Raw genomic sequence first — 18,903 nt, 5'->3', positions numbered from 1 at the left:
CTATGTGTGGTATTGTCGGTATCGTTGGTAGGAGTGACGTCAACCTGCAGTTGTACGACGCGCTCACCCTGTTGCAGCACCGGGGACAGGACGCCGCCGGCATCGTCACCTGCGACAGGGACCGCCTGAACCAGCAGAAGGCCACCGGCCTGGTGCGCGACGTCTTCCGCGCGCGACACATGGAGCGCCTGAAGGGCAATTTCGGTATCGGCCATGTACGCTATCCCACCGCCGGCGGTTCCGGCCCGGCACTGGCCCAGCCCTTCTACGTCAACTCCCCCTACGGCATCGCCATGGCCCACAATGGCAACCTCACCAACAAAGACCAGGTGATGGAGGAAATCTACCAACAGGACCTGCGCCACATCAGCACCGATTCGGATTCCGAGGTGCTGCTGAATGTGTTCGCCCACGAGCTGCTGGAGCAGCGCAAGCTGCAGCCGAAGGCGGAGGATATCTTTACCGCGATGCGCGCCGTGCACAAGCGGGTGCGCGGCGGCTACGCCTGTGTGGCGCTGATTGTCGGCTACGGTATCGTCGCTTTCCGCGATCCCAACGGCATCCGCCCGCTGGTCTACGGCAAGCGGGAAACGGAGCAGGGCACGGAGTATATGGTGGCCTCGGAATCCGTGGCGCTGAATGTGGCCGGTTATACCCTGGTGCGCGACGTGGCGCCGGGAGAGGCGATCTATATCGAGCGGGACGGCACGGTGCACGCGGAGCAGTGTGCGGAGAAGCCGTCGCTGAATCCGTGCATTTTCGAGCATGTGTATTTTGCCCGTCCGGATTCCATCATGGACGGCGTGTCGGTGCACAAGTCGCGCCTGCGCCAGGGCGAGCACCTGGCGGAGAAAATCCTGCGCGAACGTCCGGACCACGATATCGATGTGGTGATTCCGATTCCCGATTCCGCACGCGTCTCGGGGCAGACGGTGGCCCACCGGTTGGGGGTCAAATTTCGCGAGGGAATGGTAAAGAACCGCTATATCGGCCGCACTTTCATCATGCCGGGCCAGAAGCAGCGCAAGAAATCCGTGCGCCAGAAACTGAACGCCATTGAACTGGAGTTCCGCGGCAAGAATGTGTTGCTGGTGGACGATTCCATCGTGCGCGGCACCACCTGCAAGCAGATTATCCAGATGGCCCGCGAAGCGGGTGCGGCCAAGGTCTATTTCGCCTCCGCCGCGCCGGCGGTGAAATACCCGAATGTCTACGGTATCGATATGCCGTCGGCGGAGGAACTGGTGGCCCATGACCGCACCACCGAGGAGGTCTGCAGCGAGATCGGCGCCGACTGGCTGATCTACCAGGACCTGGAGGATCTGGTGGAGTGTTCCGCCGAGGGCAACGACAAGATCGAGCGCTTCGACTGTTCCGTGTTCGACGGCAACTACGTCACCGGCGACGTCGACGAAGCCTACCTGGAAAACCTGCACGCCCAGCGCAACGACGTGGCCAAGAGCAAAAAGACCAGCCAGGGCTAGTGTGCCCCGAAACTCGAAAGAACAGCGCCCCTCTCCCATCGGGAGAGGGGCCGGGGGAGAGGGCGCCGACCGGAGCCCCATGCCTTTAGCCGACCCCGGGCCGGCCCTGCTGCCGGTGGCTGTTTGCGGGACACGCGGTGAATACATCCCTGTACGCTCGTAATCGACATCCCTGTCTCATACGGTCCCGCAAACAGCCACCGGCAGCAGGGCCTTCTCATCGACATTGTGTCTCCGTTCCGACCATCACTTCCCCACCGACGCTTTATTAATTCCCCCCCATCCTTCATCATTCCCACTCCGAATTCATCATTCCGCATTCCGCTTATGTTCGAAGACGAAGGCTATTCCCTGGAAACCCTGGCCGTGCGCGCCGGGCAGACACGCTCGGAAGAGGGGGAGCACTCCGAGGCGATGTTTCTCACGTCCAGCTACGTATTCCCCTCCGCCGCCGAGGCCGCGGCGCGCTTTTCCGGTGAAAGCCCGGGCAATGTCTACTCCCGCTACACCAATCCCACGGTGCGCATGTTCGAGGAGCGCATTGCGGCGATGGAGGGCGGCGAGGCGGCGGTGGCCACGTCCAGCGGTATGGCCGCGATCCTCAGCCTGTGCATGGCGCTGCTGAAAAGCGGCGACAGGGTGATCTGTTCGCGCAGTGTCTTCGGTACCACCACGGCGCTGTTTACCCGCTATATGGAAAAGTTCGGCGTGCGCGTAACTTTCGTCGACCTGACCGACATGCAGCAGTGGCAGGACGCCCTCGACGGCGACACAAAACTGCTGTTTATGGAGACGCCGTCCAACCCGTTGTGTGAAGTGGCGGATATCCGCGCACTGGCGGACCTGGCCCACAGCGCCGGTGCACAGCTGGTGGTGGACAACTGCTTCTGCACGCCGGCCCTGCAGCGCCCGCTGGCCCTGGGCGCGGATATCGTGGTGCATTCGGCGACCAAGTACCTGGACGGCCAGGGCCGCTGTGTCGGCGGTGTCGCTGTGGGCAGGAAAGAGATCATGGACGAGCTGGTGATTTTCCTGCGCACCGCCGGTCCCAGCATGAGCCCTTTCAACGCCTGGGTGTTCCTGAAAGGGCTTGAGACGCTGCGCCTGCGCATGGAGACCCACTGCCGCAACGCGCTGGCGCTGGCCTGGTGGCTGGATGAGCAGGATGCGGTGGAGAAGGTGAATTACGCCGGCCTGCCCAAACACCCCGGTCACCTGCTGGCGGCCGAACAGCAGCATATGTTCGGCGGCGTGTTCAGCTTCAGTGTGCGCGGCGGTCGCGAGGCGGCCTGGAAGGTGATCGACGCCTGCAGGATCTTTTCGGTCACCGCCAACCTCGGCGATGCCAAGAGCACCATCGTGCACCCGGCCACCACTACCCACGGCCGCCTGAGCGAAGAGGACAAGGCGCGCGCCGGTATCACCGAGAACCTGATTCGCGTATCGGTGGGGCTGGAGAATGCCGACGATCTGCAGAGCGACCTGGCCCGCGGCCTGGATCGCCTGTAACTGGCGCAGTTTGTGACGCCGGGGACAGAGCGCCGGTGTCAAACGCCTATCATTAACTCACGTTTCGGAGTTGCAGCTGCCAGTTGATGGCACAAGCCGGAGCGGAGCCCCGTTAACGATTGGCTTTTTTCGCGCCTCTCTCCCTCCGGGAGAGGGGCGGAGAGTGCCCGGCACCGGGCCGCAAGAAAAACCGAGCAGTAATGGATTTGCCGTGCAAAAAATGATTTCCGCCATCGTCGCCGATATCGGCAGGGTGCTCCTGGGCAAGGAGCACCAGGTCAAACTGGCGCTCGCCTGCCTGCTGTCCCGCGGGCACCTGCTGATCGAGGACCTGCCCGGCATGGGCAAGACCACCCTGGCCCACGCGCTGGCGCAGGTGCTGGGGCTGTCCTACAAGCGGGTGCAGTTCACCAGCGATATGCTGCCGGCGGATATTGTCGGGGTATCCATCTTCGAGCGGGATTCCGGCGAGTTCCGCTTTCACGAGGGGCCGGTATTCAGCCAGCTGCTGCTGGCGGACGAGATCAACCGCTCCTCCCCCAAGACCCAGAGCGCGCTGCTGGAGGCGATGGAGGAGCGCCAGGTGAGTGTCGACGGCGAGACCCGTCGGTTGCCGGAGCCATTCTTCGTGATCGCCACCCAGAACCCGCTGTACCAGTCCGGCACCTTCGCGCTGCCGGAATCGCAGCTGGACCGTTTCCTGATGCGCATCAGTCTCGGCTACCCGACCCGCGAGGCGGAGCGGGCGCTGTTCCAGGGGGTGGATCCCCGCGCCCAGCTGCAACAGCTCAAACCGCGCGTGGACACGGCCACGCTGCAGAAACTGCAGGCGCTGGTGGGGCAGGTAAAGGCCTCGGACAGCCTGCTGGACTACCTCGAGCGGCTGGTGTTGCATACCCGCCAGAGCCCCGAGTGCGCCATAGGCCTGTCCCCGCGCGGCGCCCTGGCGTTGTTGCACGCGGCCCGCGCCTGGGCGCTGATTCACGGTCGCGGTCACCTGCTGCCGGAGGATATCCAGGCGGTGCTGCCGTCGGTGGCGGGCCATCGCCTGCAGAGTGACGGCGGCGACGGCAGCCAGCTGGTGGAGCGCCTGATGCACCAGGTCGACGTTATCGCGGCCTGATCCATGGCGTCTTCTATCCGATCTCTTCCCGATCGCTGGCGCCACCTGACCCGGCGCTGGCTGGATCGCCGCGCCCCGGCGGCGCGCCGTGTCACCCTGAACCACGGTAAACTGTTCGTGTTGCCCACCCGCGCGGGCCTCACCTTCCTGCTGGTGGTCCTGCTGCTGTGGCTGCTGGGCACCAACTACGAGAACAACCTGGTCTTCGCCCTGGCTTTCCTGCTGATCAGCCTGTTCGCGCTGCTGCCGGTACACACCTTCGCCAACCTCTCCCGCCTGCAGTTGCAACTGCTGGAGACGCGCCCGGCATTCGCCGGTGACTACGCCGAGGCCCAGCTCAGCGTCGGGCGCGGCGACGGCCGGGCGAGGGAACGGCTGCGGGTATTCTGGCCGCAGGAGGCGGGCGGCGACGGCGAGCAGGGCGCGGAGCTGGACCTGATCGAGCGGCACAGCGCCGACCTGTGCGTGTCGCTGCCGGTGCTGCGCCGCGGCCGCGTGCGCGCACCGCGCCTGCGGGTGGAGAGCCGCTTCCCGATGGGGCTCTTCTACTGCTGGAGCCTGGTGGACCTGGATATCGAATTCCTCGTCTACCCGCAACCGAAATCCGCCGGCTCCCTGCCGATCGGCGCCGTCACCGGCGATGGGGAATCGGAGCAGCGGATTCGCGGCGGCGACGATTTCGACACCCTCAAACCCTACCGCCCCGGCGATTCCCTGCGCCATGTGGCCTGGAAACAGTACGCCGGCGGTCGCGATCTCTACAGCAAGAGCTACGACAGCGGCGCCGACGCGCGCCTGTGGCTCGACTGGGACCTGCTCGCCGGGCGCGATGTGGAGACGCGCCTCGGCAATCTCTGCCACTGGGCGCTGCAGGCGGAGCGCGAGCAGTGCGCCTACGGCCTGCGGCTGCCCGGTACGACCATCGAGCCGTCGCTGGGTCCGGCGCACCAGAAGCGGGTGCTGACGGCGCTGGCGCTGTTTCCGGTGCAGGGGGGCTGAATGGAATCCTCCGAGCGCCTGCCCCGCGAGAGCCTGTTGTGGATCTTCGCCGCCCAGTTCGCCGCGCTGCTGCCGCAGTTCGCGATGCTGCCGCTGTGGATCGTGGGCGCCTGGGGCTTCGCCGTCTACTGGCGCCTGGAGGTATTCCGCGGCCGCCGCGACTTGCCCGGTCGCACCGTCAAGCTGCTCGCGGTGGTCGTGGCGGTGGGCGGACTGGCGCTGTCCTATCGCCAGTGGTTCGCACTGGAACCCATGGTGGCGTTGCTGGCGGTCTCCTTTACGCTGAAGAACCTGGAGCTGGTCAGCCTCCGCGACGCCTTCCTGAGCCTGCTGCTGTCCTATTTCGTTGCCGCCACCCTGTTCGTGTTCGAGCAGACGATTCCCTACGCCGTCTACGGCGTTATCTGCGTGCTGGTGATCACCGCCGCGCTGGCCGCGCAGACGGGCAGTGCCGGCGCGCGGCCGCGACGCGCCCTGGGGCTGTCGCTGCGGCTGCTGGCGCAGGCGGTGCCGCTGATGGTGGTGCTGTTTATCGCCATGCCGCGCCTGGGGCCCCTGTGGGCAGTGCCGCAGAACAGCGACGCCGCCAGCACCGGCATCAGCGATTCCATGACACCCGGCGATTTCTCCGAACTGTCGCAATCCGACGAGCCGGCGCTGCGGATGTCCTTCGAGGGCCCGGTGCCGCCGCCGGAGCAGCGCTACTGGCGCGGCCTGGTCTACTCCGATTTCGACGGCCGCCGCTGGAGCCAGGGTTTTGGCGTGGATCACCGCGAGGGCGGCCGGGTGCACTGGAAGGAGTCGGAACGGCCGCTGCCGGAAGTGGGTCCGCGCTACCGCTACCGCGTGATCCAGGAGGCCACGAACAGCCAGTGGCTCTTCGCCATGGTGCGCCCGGATTCCCCCACCGAGGGCGTGGGCGAGACCGCCGACGGCCGGTTGCTGAAGCGCAAGCCGGTCTACAGCCGCTTTGCCTACGAGGTGCGCTCCTGGCCGCGGGAGACGCTCGGCGAGCCGATGCCGCTCGGTGACTTCGAGCGCCGCCGCAACCTGCAGTTGCCCGCCGATGGCAACCCGCGCACCCGCGCCTGGGCGGGCGAGTTTCGCGACTCGGGGCTGGATGCCGAAGAGATTTCCGCGCGCATCCTGCAGTTCTACAACCGCAGCTTTGTCTATACGCTGAAGCCGCCGGCGCTGGGCGAGGACTCCGTCGACGAATTCCTGTTCGGCAGCCGGCAGGGTTTCTGCGAGCACTTCGCCGGCAGCTATGTGTTCGCCATGCGCGCCGCCGGTGTGCCGGCGCGGGTGGTGGCCGGCTACCAGGGCGGTGAGTGGGTGGAGCAGGAGCAGTACCTGCTGGTGCGCCAGTACGACGCCCACGCCTGGGCCGAGATCTGGACACCGGCGCGCGGCTGGCAACGGGTCGACCCCACCGCGGCGGTATCGCCGGAGCGTATTCGCGACGGTCTGCAGAGCGCCGCCGAAGAGGAATTCATGGGGGATTCGCTGCTACCGCTGCACCGGATCTCTGTCCTCAATCGCCTTCGGCTGCAATGGGACATGATCAACTACCGCTGGTATCGGGCGGTGGTCAGTTTCGATCGTGAGCAGCAGGAGAGCACGCTGCAGCGACTGCTGGGAGAGATTTCGCCGCTGCGGCTGGCGATCTTCCTGTTGCTGCCGGTGGCCGCGGTGCTGCTCGGTGTACTGGCCTGGATATGGTGGAATGGCCGCGGTACCCGCGCCCCGCTTTCCAGCCGCCTCTACCGCAAATTCTGTCGCCGCCTGGCGCGCGCCGGCCTCGAGCGCCACCCGGGCGAAGCGCCGCGGGACTTCGCCTGCCGCGTGGGCGAACAGAGGCCGGAACTGGCGCCCATGGCGGAACGCATCACCGCCGCCTTCGAGAAGGCCGCCTATGCCGGCGACCCGGCGGCGGAAAAGCAGCTGCGCAGGTTGCTGCGCCGCTGGTCGGTGGTCCGCGGTCGCCAATGACAAACCACCTGCCGACCATCACTGATCACCGACGATTCGCCATGCCATCGAGACTCAGAAAATTCCTCTCCGGCTACAGCGGTACCAGCCTTGCCACCGGCCTGCAGGTGATCCTGTTGCCGTGGATTGCGGTGAGTGTGGTGGACCTGCCGGCGCTGCAGCTGGGGTGGGTACAGGCATCGGTGCTGTTGCCGAACCTGCTGTTCCTGCTGTTCGGCGGCGCCCTGGCGGACCGGCGGGACGCCGCGGCGGTGGCGGCGCTGGCCAGCCTGGGGCTGTTGGCTTGCCACGGTGGCTTGCTGCTGTATTTTTCCTATCGTATTCCGGATCTCCCCCTGCTGATGTTCTACGGCGTCAGCCTCGGTGTCTGCACCGCCTTTCTGCAGCCGGCACGGGACAACCTGGTACAGCGCAGCGCGCGCCGCGACGGCGGCCGCACCACCGAAAGCGGTGTGCAGAGGACAGTGACCTGGATGATGATGGCGCAGTACGGAGGCCAGGCGTTGGGCATGCTGCTGGCGAGCCGCTTCGACCACTGGGGGTTGAGGTCGCTGCTGCTGATACAGATGGCGGCGCTGGCGATGGCCGCGGGATTTTTCTATTCGCTGCGGCAGCCGGGCATCCATCACGCCAGGGAGCGGAAATTGCCGCTGGCACTGATCCGCGAGGGGCTGGCGGAAGCCTGGCGCCGCCCGGCACTGCGCGAACTGGTGGCGCTGATGGCTTTCAACGGCTTTGTGCATATCGGTGTTTTCCTGGTGGTACTGCCGTTGCTGGCGGAACAATACGGTCGCGGCGCCGGCTACTACGCGACACTGCAGTTGGGGTTTGTCGGCGGTACCGTGGCGGCCACGGCGGTGATGCTGCACCGCGGCCAGGGGGACAGGCCGGGACGCGGTATCCTGATGTGCCTGCTCTACAGCGCTGCGCTGCTGATCGCCATCAGCTTCGGCCCCACCCCGTTCGGCCTGATCCTGCTCTGCGTCTGCTGGGGCGCCGTGGCGGCGGCCTCGGCGGCGCTGGGGCGGGCGGTGGTGCAACTGTTGGCACCGGACGAATACCGCAGCCGCCTGATCTCCATCTACCAGTTGGCACTGTTCGGCTCTGCCGCCCTGGGGGCCCTGGCCGCCGGCGCCATCAGCGAGTACGCAGCGCCGCTGGCCACGCTGTTGTGGGCGGGGATCGCGAGCCTGGTGAGCTTTGCGCTGCTCGCCTTCTCCGGACCGCTGCGGCATCTGGCGCTCGGCGAGCGCGATCGGTAACACCCGCGCGTTTCCGCACGCCGGCAGTGGCCCGGGCCTGACGGGCGATTGAACTCGGGGGAAATACTCAATACTATCGCCGGCCGATTTTTCCCGACTGCCCCGCAATGAACCTGAAGTATCCCCTCGACGAATTTGCCCGCCTCATCGGTCTCGAACGCAACACCACCAGCCATCGCGAGAAACTGCTTTCCGCACTCGGGGCCGCCATCGCGATCACCTGTGTGGCCTGGGCGACCTACTTCGCGGTTGCATTTCGATTCATCGATATCCAGACCAGTTATTTTGTCGTCGCTTCCATGGGAGCCAGCGCGGTACTCCTGTTTGCCGTACCCCACGGGGCTCTTTCCCAACCGTGGGCCCTGATCGGGGGGCACACTGTCTCCGCGGCGATAGGTATTGCCTGCCAGCATTGGTTGCCCGGCGGGTTCGCGGTGGCCGGCCTGGCCGTGGGGCTGGCAGTTGGCGCGATGTACTATCTCCGCTGTATCCATCCGCCCGGCGGCGCCACGGCGCTGACCTCGGTTATCGGTGCCGATGCGGAAGCGCTCGGTTATCAGTTTCTGCTGGTGCCGATTCTCGTCAATCTCCTGTCGATCCTGTTTGTGGCGCTGCTGTTCAACAACCTGTTCCACTGGCGGCGCTATCCCGCACACCTGGCGCATCGCAGGGCGACACCGGAGGTTACCGATGCGGTCGACAGGGAGCACGAACTCACCCACGAAGATTTTGCCGCGGCCATGCAGGAGCTCGATTCCTACGTCGATGTCACGGCGGAGGGGCTGGCGGACCTGCTGGAACTGGCCAAGCGCCACGCTGAAAAGAATACCGTTCACCCGGAGAAAATTGTCGCCGGGAAATTCTACAGCAACGGCAAGCTGGGCAAGCTCTGGAGTGTTTGCCAGGTACTCGACGATTCCAGTGAAGAGGATGTGGGCCGGGACCTGGTGATCTACAAGACCGTGGCGGGCGCCGGCGCCAACGATACGGGGCTCTGTTCGCGCGGCGAGCTCCGCAGCTGGGCGCGTTTCGAGGTGGAGCCCCGAAACGGCCACTGGGTCAAGGTCTAGTGGGCTGTGCTCCCTTCTTTTTCAACGCAGCACTGGGGCCTGTGGCGAAGAGATAGTGTTACAGAACTTTGCGCACGGCCCACTAGCCCCGGGCTCCATTATTGGTTGGTGATCCAAAGCGTCTGGTAGGGCGCCAGTGTCACCGAGCCCAGCATATCCTCGAAATGCCGGCCGCTGATCAGGTCCTTCCATTTGTCCGTGCCGATCAGGTTGATACTGGACAGCAGCACCGTCTGCGGTGTATCGGAAATATTGTTGAGGCAGAAGATGCTCTGGCGCCGGTCCATGCTCTGTCGCCAGAATGCGAAGATCTGTTCGCCCAGGTGCAGCGTAAACTGGGTGGCGTTGGGGTGGAAAGCCGGCTGGTTTCGGCGCACGCGGATCAGGTGGCGCAGCTGGCGGAACACCTTGCCGTGGTGGCTGTCGGGGTCGGCCAGTTTGCGGTTCAGGTCCCCTTCCTGCCACTGGCGCCGGTTGATGGCGCGGTTGTGGCCGTGCTCGGCCATGCGCCGGCAGTCGTTGGTGCCGGCCACCAGGCTGTGCAGGTAGAAGCCGGGGATGCCCTCCAGCGCCAGCATGACGGCGTGGGCACAGGTGAAGCGCTGCAGTTGCCACTGGTCCTCGCCGGCGGTGGTGCCCTTGAGCGCGTCGAACAGGGAGATATTGATTTCGTAGGGCTTCCTGTTGCCGTCGTCCAGTGCGCGCCAGCTTATCTGGCCGCCGAAGTTTTCCATGGTCTGGATCAGTGCTTCCTGCTCGTCATCGCTCAGCAGTCCCTCCACCGGGCGCAGGCCGATCCCGTCGTGGGAGGCGATAAAGTTGAAATAGGTGGTGCCGTTCTGCGCCGGCGGCATGCTCATCAGCCAGTTCTTCAAGTGGCGACAGTTGCCGCTCACCAGGCTGTTGACCAGCAGTGGCGGCAGGGAGAAATTGTAGATGCAGTGTGCCTCGTTGGCGTTGCCGAAGTAGGAGAGGTTTTCCCGGTTGGGAATATTGGTCTCGGTAATGATGATTGCATTCGGGTCCGCGTGTTCGATCAGCGTGCGCAGCAGCCGTACGATCTCGTGGGTTTCTTCCAGGTTGATACACCTGCTGCCGATTTTCTTCCAGAGAAAGGCCACGGCATCCAGGCGGAAAATACGCACGCCCATATCCAGGTAGAGGCGCACGATATCCACCATTTCCAGCAGCACCTGCGGATTGCGAAAATCCAGGTCCACCTGGTCGTGGCCGAAGGTGCACCAGACGAACCTGGTCTCATCGCCGTCGGAAACCGCGCGCAGCAGCGGCGTGGTGCGCGGGCGCACCACGCCGCTCAGGTTTTCGCTCGGGTCCACGGCCAGGAAATAATCCCGGCCCGGGTCTTTCCCCTCCTGAAAATTGACAAACCAGCGGTGCTGTGAGGAGCAGTGGTTGATCACCAGGTCCGCCATCAGGTGGAAGTCGGTGCTGATACGCAGTATATCGTTCCAGTCCCCGAGCGCCGGGTCCACCTGTTTGTAATCGATTACCGCGAAACCGTCGTCGCTGGAGTAGGGGAAGAACGGCAGTATATGCACGCTGTTGATCAGCATGGTGAAGTGTTCTTTGAGGAAATGGTGCAGTGCCTGCAGGGGCCGCCTGTCGCCGCTTAGGATGGTGTCGGCATAGGTGATGACCACCATGTCCGTCTGGTCCCACAGGTTTCTGTGAGACTGCGGGGTCTGGCAGTCTTCGTCCAGGCGCATGGCCCGCAGCAGTTCCCGGGCTATTTCTTCCCGGTCGCGGTCCGGGTAGATGGCGGCCAGGTGGCCGCAGACTTTCCGCCGGACGATTTCTTCAATGGGCAGTTCGCCGGATGTCTGGGTCATGGGGTGCCTTTCCAGCTGTATTCGCGATAGTCCGCTTCTACGGCGGATTTGAGTTCGGGGAGAAACTCCGGCGCGGCGCTGCTGATGCGGCTCCAACTGGGTATGAACGGGGTTTCCATGGGGTTGTCGAGGAAGGCCTGGCCGGCTTTCATCAGGTTGCGGGCGAAGAGTTCCACCGTCTCTTCCTCGCGGTGGATATCGAAGTCCAGGCCGTTGATGATTGCATCGTTGCGATAGGTCTCGACGAAGTCCAGGGCGATACGGAAGTAGGTGGCCTTGATACTGCGGAAGATTTCCGTGGAAAAAACCGTGCCCTGGGTGGCCAGTTTGCGAAACAGCGACTTGGCGATATCGATGGACATTTTCGACAGGCCGGCTTCAGCGTCGCTGAAGGAGACCGGCTGGTGCTTGTGGTCGTAGCAGTGGGCGATATCCACCTGGCAGAGGCGGTTGGTGGAATAGTTGCGGTACATCTCCGATAGTACGCCGATCTCGAGGCCCCAGTCGCTGGGTATATGCAGGTCGTTGATGACGTCGCGGCGGAAGGAGAACTCGCCGGCCAGCGCGTAGCGGAAGCTGTCCATGTAGGTCAGGTAATCGGTGTGGCCGTAGACCTTTTTCAGGGTGCGGATCAGCGGGGTCACCAGCAGCCGGCAGACCCGGCCATTGATTTTTCCCGAGGCCACCCGCGAGTAGAAACCCTTGCAGAATTCATAACTGAATGCCGGGTTGGCCACCGGGTAGAAGAGGCGCGCCAGCAGCCGGCGGTCGTAGGTGACGATGTCGCAGTCGTGCAGCGCCACGGCCTCGCCGTGGCCGGAGGCCAGGATGTAACCGAGACAGTACCAGACGTTGCGCCCCTTGCCCGGCTCCTGTGGCGCCAGGCCGCGCCCCTGCAGTTTTGCATCCAGTTCCCGCAGCCGCGGGCCGTCGTTCCAGAGTACGCGCACATGCTGCGGCAGCCGATTGAAACGGGCCAGCGCATCCCGGTACTGGGATTCGTCGGCGCGGTCCAGTCCGATCACGATTTCCGACAGATAGGGCACTTTAGAGAGCTCGCCGAGAATTTTCGGCAGTGCTTCCCCCTCCAGCTCCGAGTAGAGGGATGGCAGCAGCAGCGACATGGGTCTCTGCCTGGAAAACCCGAGTAATTCGTTTTCCATCTCCTCCAGGGAACGGTTGCAGAGGTTGTGCAGGGTAGTGATCGAGCCGTTCTGGAAAAAGTCAGTCACGGGCAACTCCTGTCGGGAACCGGGTTCTCACTGGGGTTTCAGGTCGCTGAAAAGGGGGGCAAACAGCGGTTCGATACACTCCCGCCAGCCGGCGGGGCCGCGGTGTCGGCTGTGGATCACGCGGCGGGTGCTGTCGTCTTCCAGGACCGGCGCGGCGCCGTGCTGCGGGCGGACGATCACGGCGACGTCGGCGGCGGCGAGCATGTCCAGGTCGTTGGGGCTGTCGCCGGCGGCAATCAGCCGGTAGTCGCCCGGGCGGCAATGGCGATAGCAGTCGAGCAGTTGCAGCGTGGCTGCGCCCTTGTCGGTGGGACCGAGCAGGTGCAGGAAGCGGCCGCCCTCGAGGGTGCGGAAGCCGGCCGACGCGGCGCGGCGCCGAAACGCCCGCTTTTCCGCTTCGCTGCCGCGCCACAGCAGCGGCTCGGAGTATTCGCGGCGCTGCGCGGCGGCCGCCTGGTCCGGCTGGAGGCCGGTGGCCACGGCGAGTTCATCGGCCGAGGCGGCGGAAAAGTGCAGGTAGGGTGCCCCGTGTTCCCGTGCGTCGCCCTGCAGGTAGGCCAGCAGCTCTTTGTGCGGCGCGCCCGGTTCGATGATCCAGAAGTCCCCGCGATTCCGCGCCGCCGCGGGTTTCTCCGGGAAGTAGTCTGCGGGAATGAAAATCGCCGAGCCGTTCTCGACGATAAACGGGTGGCGGTTGCTGAGCTCGCGGCGTAGGTCGAGCATCTCCGCGCGGGTCTTGCTGCTGTTCAGTAGCACCGGTACACCGTGCCGGTCGAGCTGCTCCAGCAGCCGATCCACCGGCCCGTGCGAGTAGTCGCAGTGATCCAGCAGGGTGCCGTCCAGATCGCTGACGATCAGCCAGTGGCCATGGGAGAAATCGTTTTGCGTCATTATTGCGCTGAATTATTTTCCGCTGTTTGAAGGTAGACAATCCAAAAATAGTGCCATGCCCGGACTGTGGGCCTCAGCGGTGCGCGATTGCGTCAATCCGGCGGCTAAAGCGTCAACTAACGGGAATGGCTGCATCGGTGTGGAGCGGCCGGGAAATGGGGTTTCCGAAAGCTGCCCCATGTTGGTGCTGCAGGGTGGGGGGATATAAGATTGGGGAGCGAACCCCGCGATCGGAGGCTCTATGGCGCGCACATCGGGACAGTCAGGGCGGAAACAGGGCGTCGCCAATTGGTCGCGGAAGGTGACGGAGAAGAGCGATGTGCTGGACCTGGAGCCCGGCGTCTTCACCCTCGGGGATCCGCGGGCCATTGCCGAATCCCTGATGCGCTCCGCCGAGCGCAGTGAGCGCCGCAGGGCCGATCCCTATCGCTCCGCCATGTCGATGCTGACCTTTTATATCAATCGCGCTGGCGGCAACCTGTCGAAAGCCGAGCGGGCGCGATTGGAGAAGGCGAAAGACGAACTGCGGGAACTGTTTGGGCGGACACCGCCGCGGCATTGACGGTGTCCGCCGGCACCTTACCGGGATTTTACCCAGGTGCCGTCCGCGCGGCGGCAGGCAGTGCCGCGGGTGCGCTGGTCGCCGCCCAGTTCCGCGGTAAAGCTGCGACAGTAACTGCCTCCCCGCTGTTCGATGGCGCCCGGGGTCACTGCATACTGTCGGCCACCATCCTGCCAGCTGATCCGCTGTCCCTCCGGGGCGAATTCCAGCGCCTGGGCCACGCAGGCCTGGTTGCGGGCGTCCATCCGGTCGCCGATCTTGCCGCCGATCAGTACGCCGGCAATGGCGCCACCGATGGTGGCCGCTGTCTGGCCGCGGCCATCGCCGACCTGGTGGCCGAGCACGCCGCCGATCAGCCCGCCGAGTACTCTGCCCACCTCTTTGCTATTGCAGCGGGTGGAGGAGGGGCTCGGTGCCGGGCGCCACTCGGGCTCGTATTCGGGTTGCCGCGCGCCACGGTCGAACCAGGGTGGCAGCTCTACCACCACCCGGCCCGCCGGTTCCCGGTGGGCGTACTCGCGGCCGCGGCCGCCCTCGCATTTGCGCTCTTCCTTGTAGTCGCCGTTGCGCGACCATTTGCGCTCGACTTTGCAGTTGCCGTCCCAGAATTCCTCTTTTCGCTCGTAGCGGTCGTGTCTGTGGTGCTTCTTCCAGCCCCGACCCTCCGGCGGCTCGGCAGTGGCGGCGGCCGCGAGGCTGCCGGCGATGGCAATGGCGGCGATGGCTGTCGGCTTTTTCATGTTGACTTCTCTCCTTTGCGTGCCGGGATTCCACCGGAATCCGAACTGGCGGCGATGCTACCAGTCTGTTCGAAAGCTTCAGGTGGATGGGTCACAGTCCGGAGCCAGTTTCACCCCCGACCGCTGAACGGATGCTGAATCCAGTGCTGAGAAGTCGGGGAGGGCAGTGATCGGTGTAGGTTGGGTGAGCTCCGCGAAGCCCAACAGCCGGCCCGGGTGCGCCGGCGCCGACGGAATCTTGCCCCGCTACAGCTGCTCGTCGAGAGAGTGCAGCAGCTTGAGCGCGCAACGCGCGTGCAGGAACAGCACCAGGCAGGCGGTGCCCAGGTAGGCCGGCAGCCAGCCGGCATAGTCCTGCAGATAGAGGATGGCGGAGGGAAAGGCCACCACCAGCAGGTAGAAGATACCCCAGAAAATACGGGCGATCGGGGCGTGGTGGTGGTGGAACCAGGCCGGCCAGCCGCCGGCGAGGTGGAACAGCGGCGTGTCCCCTTCGGCGGTGCGGTTCAGCATCCGTTCCAGTTCGCGCATGCGCTGCAGGTGAAAGAAAAAGATCGACTGCTTGAACAGGTCGAAGAACATCACCAGCGCCATCACCAGCAACAGGACCAGGAAGCCCACCGGCGTGACCGGCTGCTGCAGCCGGGCATCCAGCTCCAGCAGGCGGGATAGCGGATCCCAGGCCAGCAGTGCGGCGATGGCGCCGAACAGGCGGATATCGCCCAGGGCCCGCCGGATATAGTCGTTGCAGGTGGCGCTGAGGCGGGCGTACTCGCGGTAGGCCCGCTCCATCCCGGCGCCATCCCGATCGTCGACCCGGGCTGGCGATTCAGGGGGCACGGCAGACCAGGCAGCGCACGTAGAGCGCGCGTGGATCGCGGTAACTCTGCAGCGCGGTGACGGGCTCCAGCGCCGGCTCGAGGCTGCTCAGCCAGGCGCCCAGTGGCAGGTTGGCCTCGATACTCGCCGCGACCTGCGCGTCGACATTGTCCGCCAGGGCGCGCAGGAACTTTTCCCCCGGTGTCAGTTCGCGCTGGATTTCCATAAGTTCGTAATCTTCCAGCTCTGCCAGCCGGGCGGCGCCGGCGACGGCGTCGTCGAGGTTGCCCAGTTCGTCCACCAGGCCCAGCTTCTGCGCCGCGCGACCGGTCCAGACCTGGCCCTGGGCGATCTTGTGCACTTCGTCCGGCGTACTGCCGCGGGCCTCGGCAACGATACGCAGGAAGCGTGCGTAGGTGTGCTCGACACCCTGTTGCAGGATATTCGCGGCCGCCTCGGGCAGGGGGCGGTCGAGGCGCATGGAGCCGGCCAGTTCGGTGGTGCCGACACCGTCGTTGTAGATACCGATATGTTCGAGGGAATCCTCGAAGGTGGGGAAGGCGCCGAAGACGCCGATGGAACCGGTAATCGTCGAGGGCGAGGCCCAGATGCGGTCGCCACCCGTGGCAATCCAGTAGCCGCCGGAGGCGGCCACGCTGCCCATGGAGATCACCACCGGGATACCCGCTTCGCGGGTGGCGAGCAGCTCCTGGCGGATGGCCTCGGAGGCGAAGGCGGAGCCTCCGCCGCTGTCGATGCGCAGTACCAGCGCGTCGACCTCTTTCTCCCGCGCATCGACGATCAGCTCGCCGAGGGTCTCGCTGCCGATCTGGCCCGCCGGCGCCTCGCCGTCGACGATGGCGCCACTGGCAGAGATCAGGCCGATTTTCGGGGTCTCCTCTCCCGGGCTGGGGATCTGTGTCAGCTTCTGGTTGCGCAGGTAGTCGAGGGCGTCGATGGATTTGTAGTCCCGCTCGTCGTCGGCGGCACCGATTTTCTCCTGCAGTTCGCTGACGGCAACCCGGCGGCTGGCGAGCTTGTCCACCAGCTCGTTGGCCTGCGCGGTCTCGGCCCAGCTGCCGTCGTGAGCCGCCAGCCTCTGTGGCAGATCGGCGATAAACGCATCGATTGCCCCGGGCGGCAGGTTGCGCAGGCCGGTAACCTGTTCCGTGTATTCGCCCCACAGCTGGTGCAGCCAGCGCTGATTGTTTTCCCGCGAGGCGGGGGACATGTCGTCGCGGGTGTAGGGCTCGATAAAGTCCTTGTAGTCGCCCACGCGGAACACGTGGAAGTTCACCTTGAGCTTGTCCAGCGCGCTCTTGAAGTAATTGCGATAGGCGCCGAAACCGGTCAGTAATACCGAGCCCATGGGGTTCAGGTAGACGGTATCGGCGTGGCTGGCGAGGAAGTACTGGGCCTGGGTGTAGTTGTCTCCCACGGCGTAGACAGGCTTGTCGGTGGCCTTGAAACGCTGCACCGCCGCGCCGATTTCCTCGAGCTTGCTCAGGTTGGCGCCCACCATCTGGTCCAGCTCCAGTACCAGCGAGGAGATGCGCTGGTCCCTGGCGGCGTTGTCGATGGCGTCCACCAGGTCCTTTACGCGGGTTTCCACCGGGCCGGAGGGGCCGCCGATAAAACCAGGTAGTCCGCTGGGCGGGGACAGCTCGTCGACCAGTACGCCGGTGGGGGCCACCTTGAGCGCTGCGCCCTGGGGGATGGTGAGGCGCTCGTCCTTGCCGAAAATCAGTGTGCCCACGAACAGCAACAGCAGCAGGAACAGCAGGTTGGTAACGATGCGCCGCAACCAGGTGATGGCGGCGCCGATGCCGTCGAAAATGCGGCGGATGAATCCCTTTCTGTGGGTTGCGTCAGTCAAACCTCAACACTCCTTAGCACCGCTCGGCTTGTGCCTGTCGGTGCGTATTATCTGTTTCTGTAGTTTCCGGTCAGTGCATGCGTTGCCAGCGGCTGGTCATCATGGCGGAGAAGAACAGGGTAAGGCTCAACAGTAACAGAATGCCATCCTGCCAGCCGCGCCCCGGCATCGTTACGTCGACAATGCTGGCGGTAATGTAGAGCAGCAGGATGAAACAGAGCCACAGGTAGCTGCGGAAGCGGCGCTTCAGCAGACCCGGCAAGACCAGCAGCAGTGGCACCGTCTGCAGGATCCACAGCTTGATCGAGCCGCCCGGCAGCGACAGATTCCATACCATAAACAGTAGCAGCAGGCCCAGGTAGCAGATCCAGTTCAGGCGCAGGGCGATGCGGAGTTTGCGCGCGACGCTGTTGTTGTCGGCGTTTTTGTTGTCTGTGTCGCTCACATTCGATCCCCGGGGTTGTGGGAAAGGTCGCGTGCCAGCCGACCGACGCGTGCGCCCTGGGCGCGGCACAGGGTGATCTCGTCTTCGCTCAGCGCGCTGTCGCCGCCGGACCAGTGGGAGGCGCCGTAGGGGGTGCCGCCGCTGCGGGTGTGCATCAGTGCGGCCTCGGAGTAGGGGATACCGGCTATCAGCATGCCGTGGTGCAGCAGGGGCAGCATCATCGAGATCAGGGTGGTCTCCTGGCCGCCGTGCAGGCTGCCGGTGGACGTGAAGACGGCGGCGGGCTTGCCGGCGAGGCTACCGTCGAGCCACATATCGCTGGTCTGGTCGAAGAAATGGCGCAGTGGCGCGGCCATATTGCCAAAACGGGTAGGGCTGCCTAGCAGCAGGCCGGCGCAGTGGCGCAGATCGTCCTGTGTACAGTAGGGCGCGCCTTCGTCCGGTACCGGTGGCAGGCTGGCCTCGGTGTCCGGGGATACGGTGGGCACGGTGCGCAGGCGCGCGGCCAGGCCGGCGGTTTCCACGCCGCGGGCCAGTTCGGAGGCCATGCGGGCGGTGGTGCCGCTGCGGCTATAGTAGAGGATCAGGACGTAGGTTTCCCTGTTCGGCTCCCGGTTCGCGGCCGCCATCAGATCAGCTCCAGCGCGTTTTCCGGCGGCCGGCCGAGCACGGCCCTGTCACCCCTGACCACGATCGGGCGCTGGATCAGTTTCGGATGCTGCACCATGGCGTCGATCAGTTGTTCGTCGCTGAGCGCCCTGTCTTTCAGTTGCAGCTCTTTATAGGCACTTTCGCCGGTGCGCAGCAGTTCCCGGGCGGAGAGGCCGAGTTTATGCAGCAATTCGGCCAGTTGCGCTTTCGAGGGCGGCGTCTCCAGGTAGAGCACCACTTCGGGCTCCACGCCGTTGTCCTGCAGGAGTTGCAGGGTCTGACGGGATTTTGAACAGCGTGGGTTATGGTAAATCGTCCACATTGCGGCAGTATCCTGTTAATGTTTGGCGTATTCTAACCGATTAATGTTTGTGAGTTCTAAGAGCTCCGCCACTCGG

17 protein-coding genes are annotated in these 18,903 nt (G+C 64.9%); 8 read left to right on the top strand and 9 right to left on the bottom strand.

The genetic code is table 11. The features are described from left to right. The first annotated feature begins 2 nt into the window (after nucleotides 1-2). The 7 genes from purF (at nucleotide 3) to OQE62_RS10635 (ending at nucleotide 9,439) form a co-directional block, all read left to right on the top strand. Nucleotides 3-1,484 carry an amidophosphoribosyltransferase gene (gene purF, locus OQE62_RS10665; protein ID WP_265722020.1) on the top strand — a complete coding sequence of 494 codons (1,482 nt, stop codon included), beginning with the start codon at nucleotides 3-5 and terminating at the stop codon, nucleotides 1,482-1,484. 327 nt (nucleotides 1,485-1,811) lie between these two features. Then, the gene (locus OQE62_RS10660) at nucleotides 1,812-2,993 is read left to right on the top strand and encodes an O-succinylhomoserine sulfhydrylase (protein ID WP_265722019.1); all 1,182 of its coding nucleotides are present in this window, start codon (nucleotides 1,812-1,814) and stop codon (nucleotides 2,991-2,993) included. Between the two features lie 211 nt (nucleotides 2,994-3,204). Beyond that, a complete protein-coding gene (locus OQE62_RS10655; RefSeq protein WP_377535625.1) occupies nucleotides 3,205-4,116 on the top strand; it encodes an AAA family ATPase in 912 nt (303 codons plus the stop codon). A gap of 3 nt (nucleotides 4,117-4,119) precedes the next feature. Continuing rightward, nucleotides 4,120-5,115: a DUF58 domain-containing protein gene (locus tag OQE62_RS10650; RefSeq protein WP_265722018.1), complete on the top strand. Its 996-nt coding sequence runs from the start codon at nucleotides 4,120-4,122 to the stop codon at nucleotides 5,113-5,115. After that, entirely contained in the window at nucleotides 5,116-7,107 is a 1,992-nt protein-coding gene (locus OQE62_RS10645) for a transglutaminase TgpA family protein (RefSeq protein WP_265722017.1), read from the top strand. Between the two features lie 41 nt (nucleotides 7,108-7,148). Then, entirely contained in the window at nucleotides 7,149-8,369 is a 1,221-nt protein-coding gene (locus tag OQE62_RS10640; RefSeq protein WP_265722016.1) for an MFS transporter, read from the top strand. Nucleotides 8,370-8,476: 107 nt separating this feature from the next. After that, on the top strand, nucleotides 8,477-9,439 hold the full coding sequence (locus OQE62_RS10635; protein ID WP_265722015.1) for an HPP family protein: 963 nt from the start codon (nucleotides 8,477-8,479) through the stop codon (nucleotides 9,437-9,439). A gap of 98 nt (nucleotides 9,440-9,537) precedes the next feature. On the opposite strand, the gene OQE62_RS10630 is transcribed toward OQE62_RS10635, so the two are convergent. Genes OQE62_RS10630 through OQE62_RS10620 form a run of 3 tightly spaced genes read right to left on the bottom strand, consistent with a single transcriptional unit; the run spans nucleotide 9,538 to nucleotide 13,412 of the window. Next, on the bottom strand, nucleotides 9,538-11,289 hold the full coding sequence (locus tag OQE62_RS10630) for a sugar phosphorylase (RefSeq protein ID WP_265722014.1): 1,752 nt from the start codon (nucleotides 11,287-11,289) through the stop codon (nucleotides 9,538-9,540). Next, entirely contained in the window at nucleotides 11,286-12,521 is a 1,236-nt protein-coding gene (locus OQE62_RS10625; protein ID WP_265722013.1) for a glycosyltransferase family protein, read from the bottom strand. The genes OQE62_RS10630 and OQE62_RS10625 overlap by 4 nt, the downstream gene beginning before the upstream one ends. Before the next feature lie 27 nt (nucleotides 12,522-12,548). Next, the gene (locus tag OQE62_RS10620) at nucleotides 12,549-13,412 is read right to left on the bottom strand and encodes an HAD-IIB family hydrolase (protein WP_265722012.1); all 864 of its coding nucleotides are present in this window, start codon (nucleotides 13,410-13,412) and stop codon (nucleotides 12,549-12,551) included. Between the two features lie 241 nt (nucleotides 13,413-13,653). Between OQE62_RS10620 and OQE62_RS10615 the strand changes: the two genes are divergently transcribed. Further along, nucleotides 13,654-13,974, top strand: a complete 321-nt coding sequence (locus OQE62_RS10615; protein ID WP_265722011.1) for a DUF3175 domain-containing protein — start codon at nucleotides 13,654-13,656, stop codon at nucleotides 13,972-13,974. A gap of 17 nt (nucleotides 13,975-13,991) precedes the next feature. Here OQE62_RS10615 and OQE62_RS10610 read toward each other — a convergent pair whose 3' ends face one another. The 6 genes from OQE62_RS10610 to arsC all read right to left on the bottom strand — a co-directional run bounded on the left by OQE62_RS10610 (nucleotide 13,992) and on the right by arsC (nucleotide 18,827). Beyond that, nucleotides 13,992-14,714: a glycine zipper 2TM domain-containing protein gene (locus tag OQE62_RS10610; protein ID WP_265722010.1), complete on the bottom strand. Its 723-nt coding sequence runs from the start codon at nucleotides 14,712-14,714 to the stop codon at nucleotides 13,992-13,994. Between the two features lie 246 nt (nucleotides 14,715-14,960). Next, the gene (locus tag OQE62_RS10605) at nucleotides 14,961-15,506 is read right to left on the bottom strand and encodes a hypothetical protein (protein WP_265722009.1); all 546 of its coding nucleotides are present in this window, start codon (nucleotides 15,504-15,506) and stop codon (nucleotides 14,961-14,963) included. Between the two features lie 37 nt (nucleotides 15,507-15,543). Continuing rightward, on the bottom strand, nucleotides 15,544-17,409 hold the full coding sequence (sppA, locus tag OQE62_RS10600; RefSeq protein WP_265722008.1) for a signal peptide peptidase SppA: 1,866 nt from the start codon (nucleotides 17,407-17,409) through the stop codon (nucleotides 15,544-15,546). Between the two features lie 70 nt (nucleotides 17,410-17,479). Beyond that, nucleotides 17,480-17,854 (bottom strand): DUF2069 domain-containing protein, encoded by a 375-nt coding sequence (locus OQE62_RS10595; protein WP_265722007.1) that lies wholly within the window; start codon nucleotides 17,852-17,854, stop codon nucleotides 17,480-17,482. After that, nucleotides 17,851-18,483, bottom strand: coding sequence for an NAD(P)H:quinone oxidoreductase (gene wrbA / locus OQE62_RS10590; protein ID WP_265722006.1), 633 nt, complete (start codon nucleotides 18,481-18,483; stop codon nucleotides 17,851-17,853). The genes OQE62_RS10595 and wrbA overlap by 4 nt, the downstream gene beginning before the upstream one ends. After that, entirely contained in the window at nucleotides 18,483-18,827 is a 345-nt protein-coding gene (gene arsC, locus OQE62_RS10585) for an arsenate reductase (glutaredoxin) (protein WP_265722005.1), read from the bottom strand. Before arsC ends, wrbA begins: the two co-directional genes overlap by 1 nt. Nucleotides 18,828-18,903: the final 76 nt, after the last annotated feature.

The organism is Microbulbifer halophilus (genome assembly GCF_026183675.1).
GTDB lineage: Bacteria > Pseudomonadota > Gammaproteobacteria > Pseudomonadales > Cellvibrionaceae > Microbulbifer > Microbulbifer halophilus.
The sequence above is the reverse complement of the archived record's forward strand: the minus strand, read 5'-3'. Positions and strand labels throughout refer to the sequence as shown.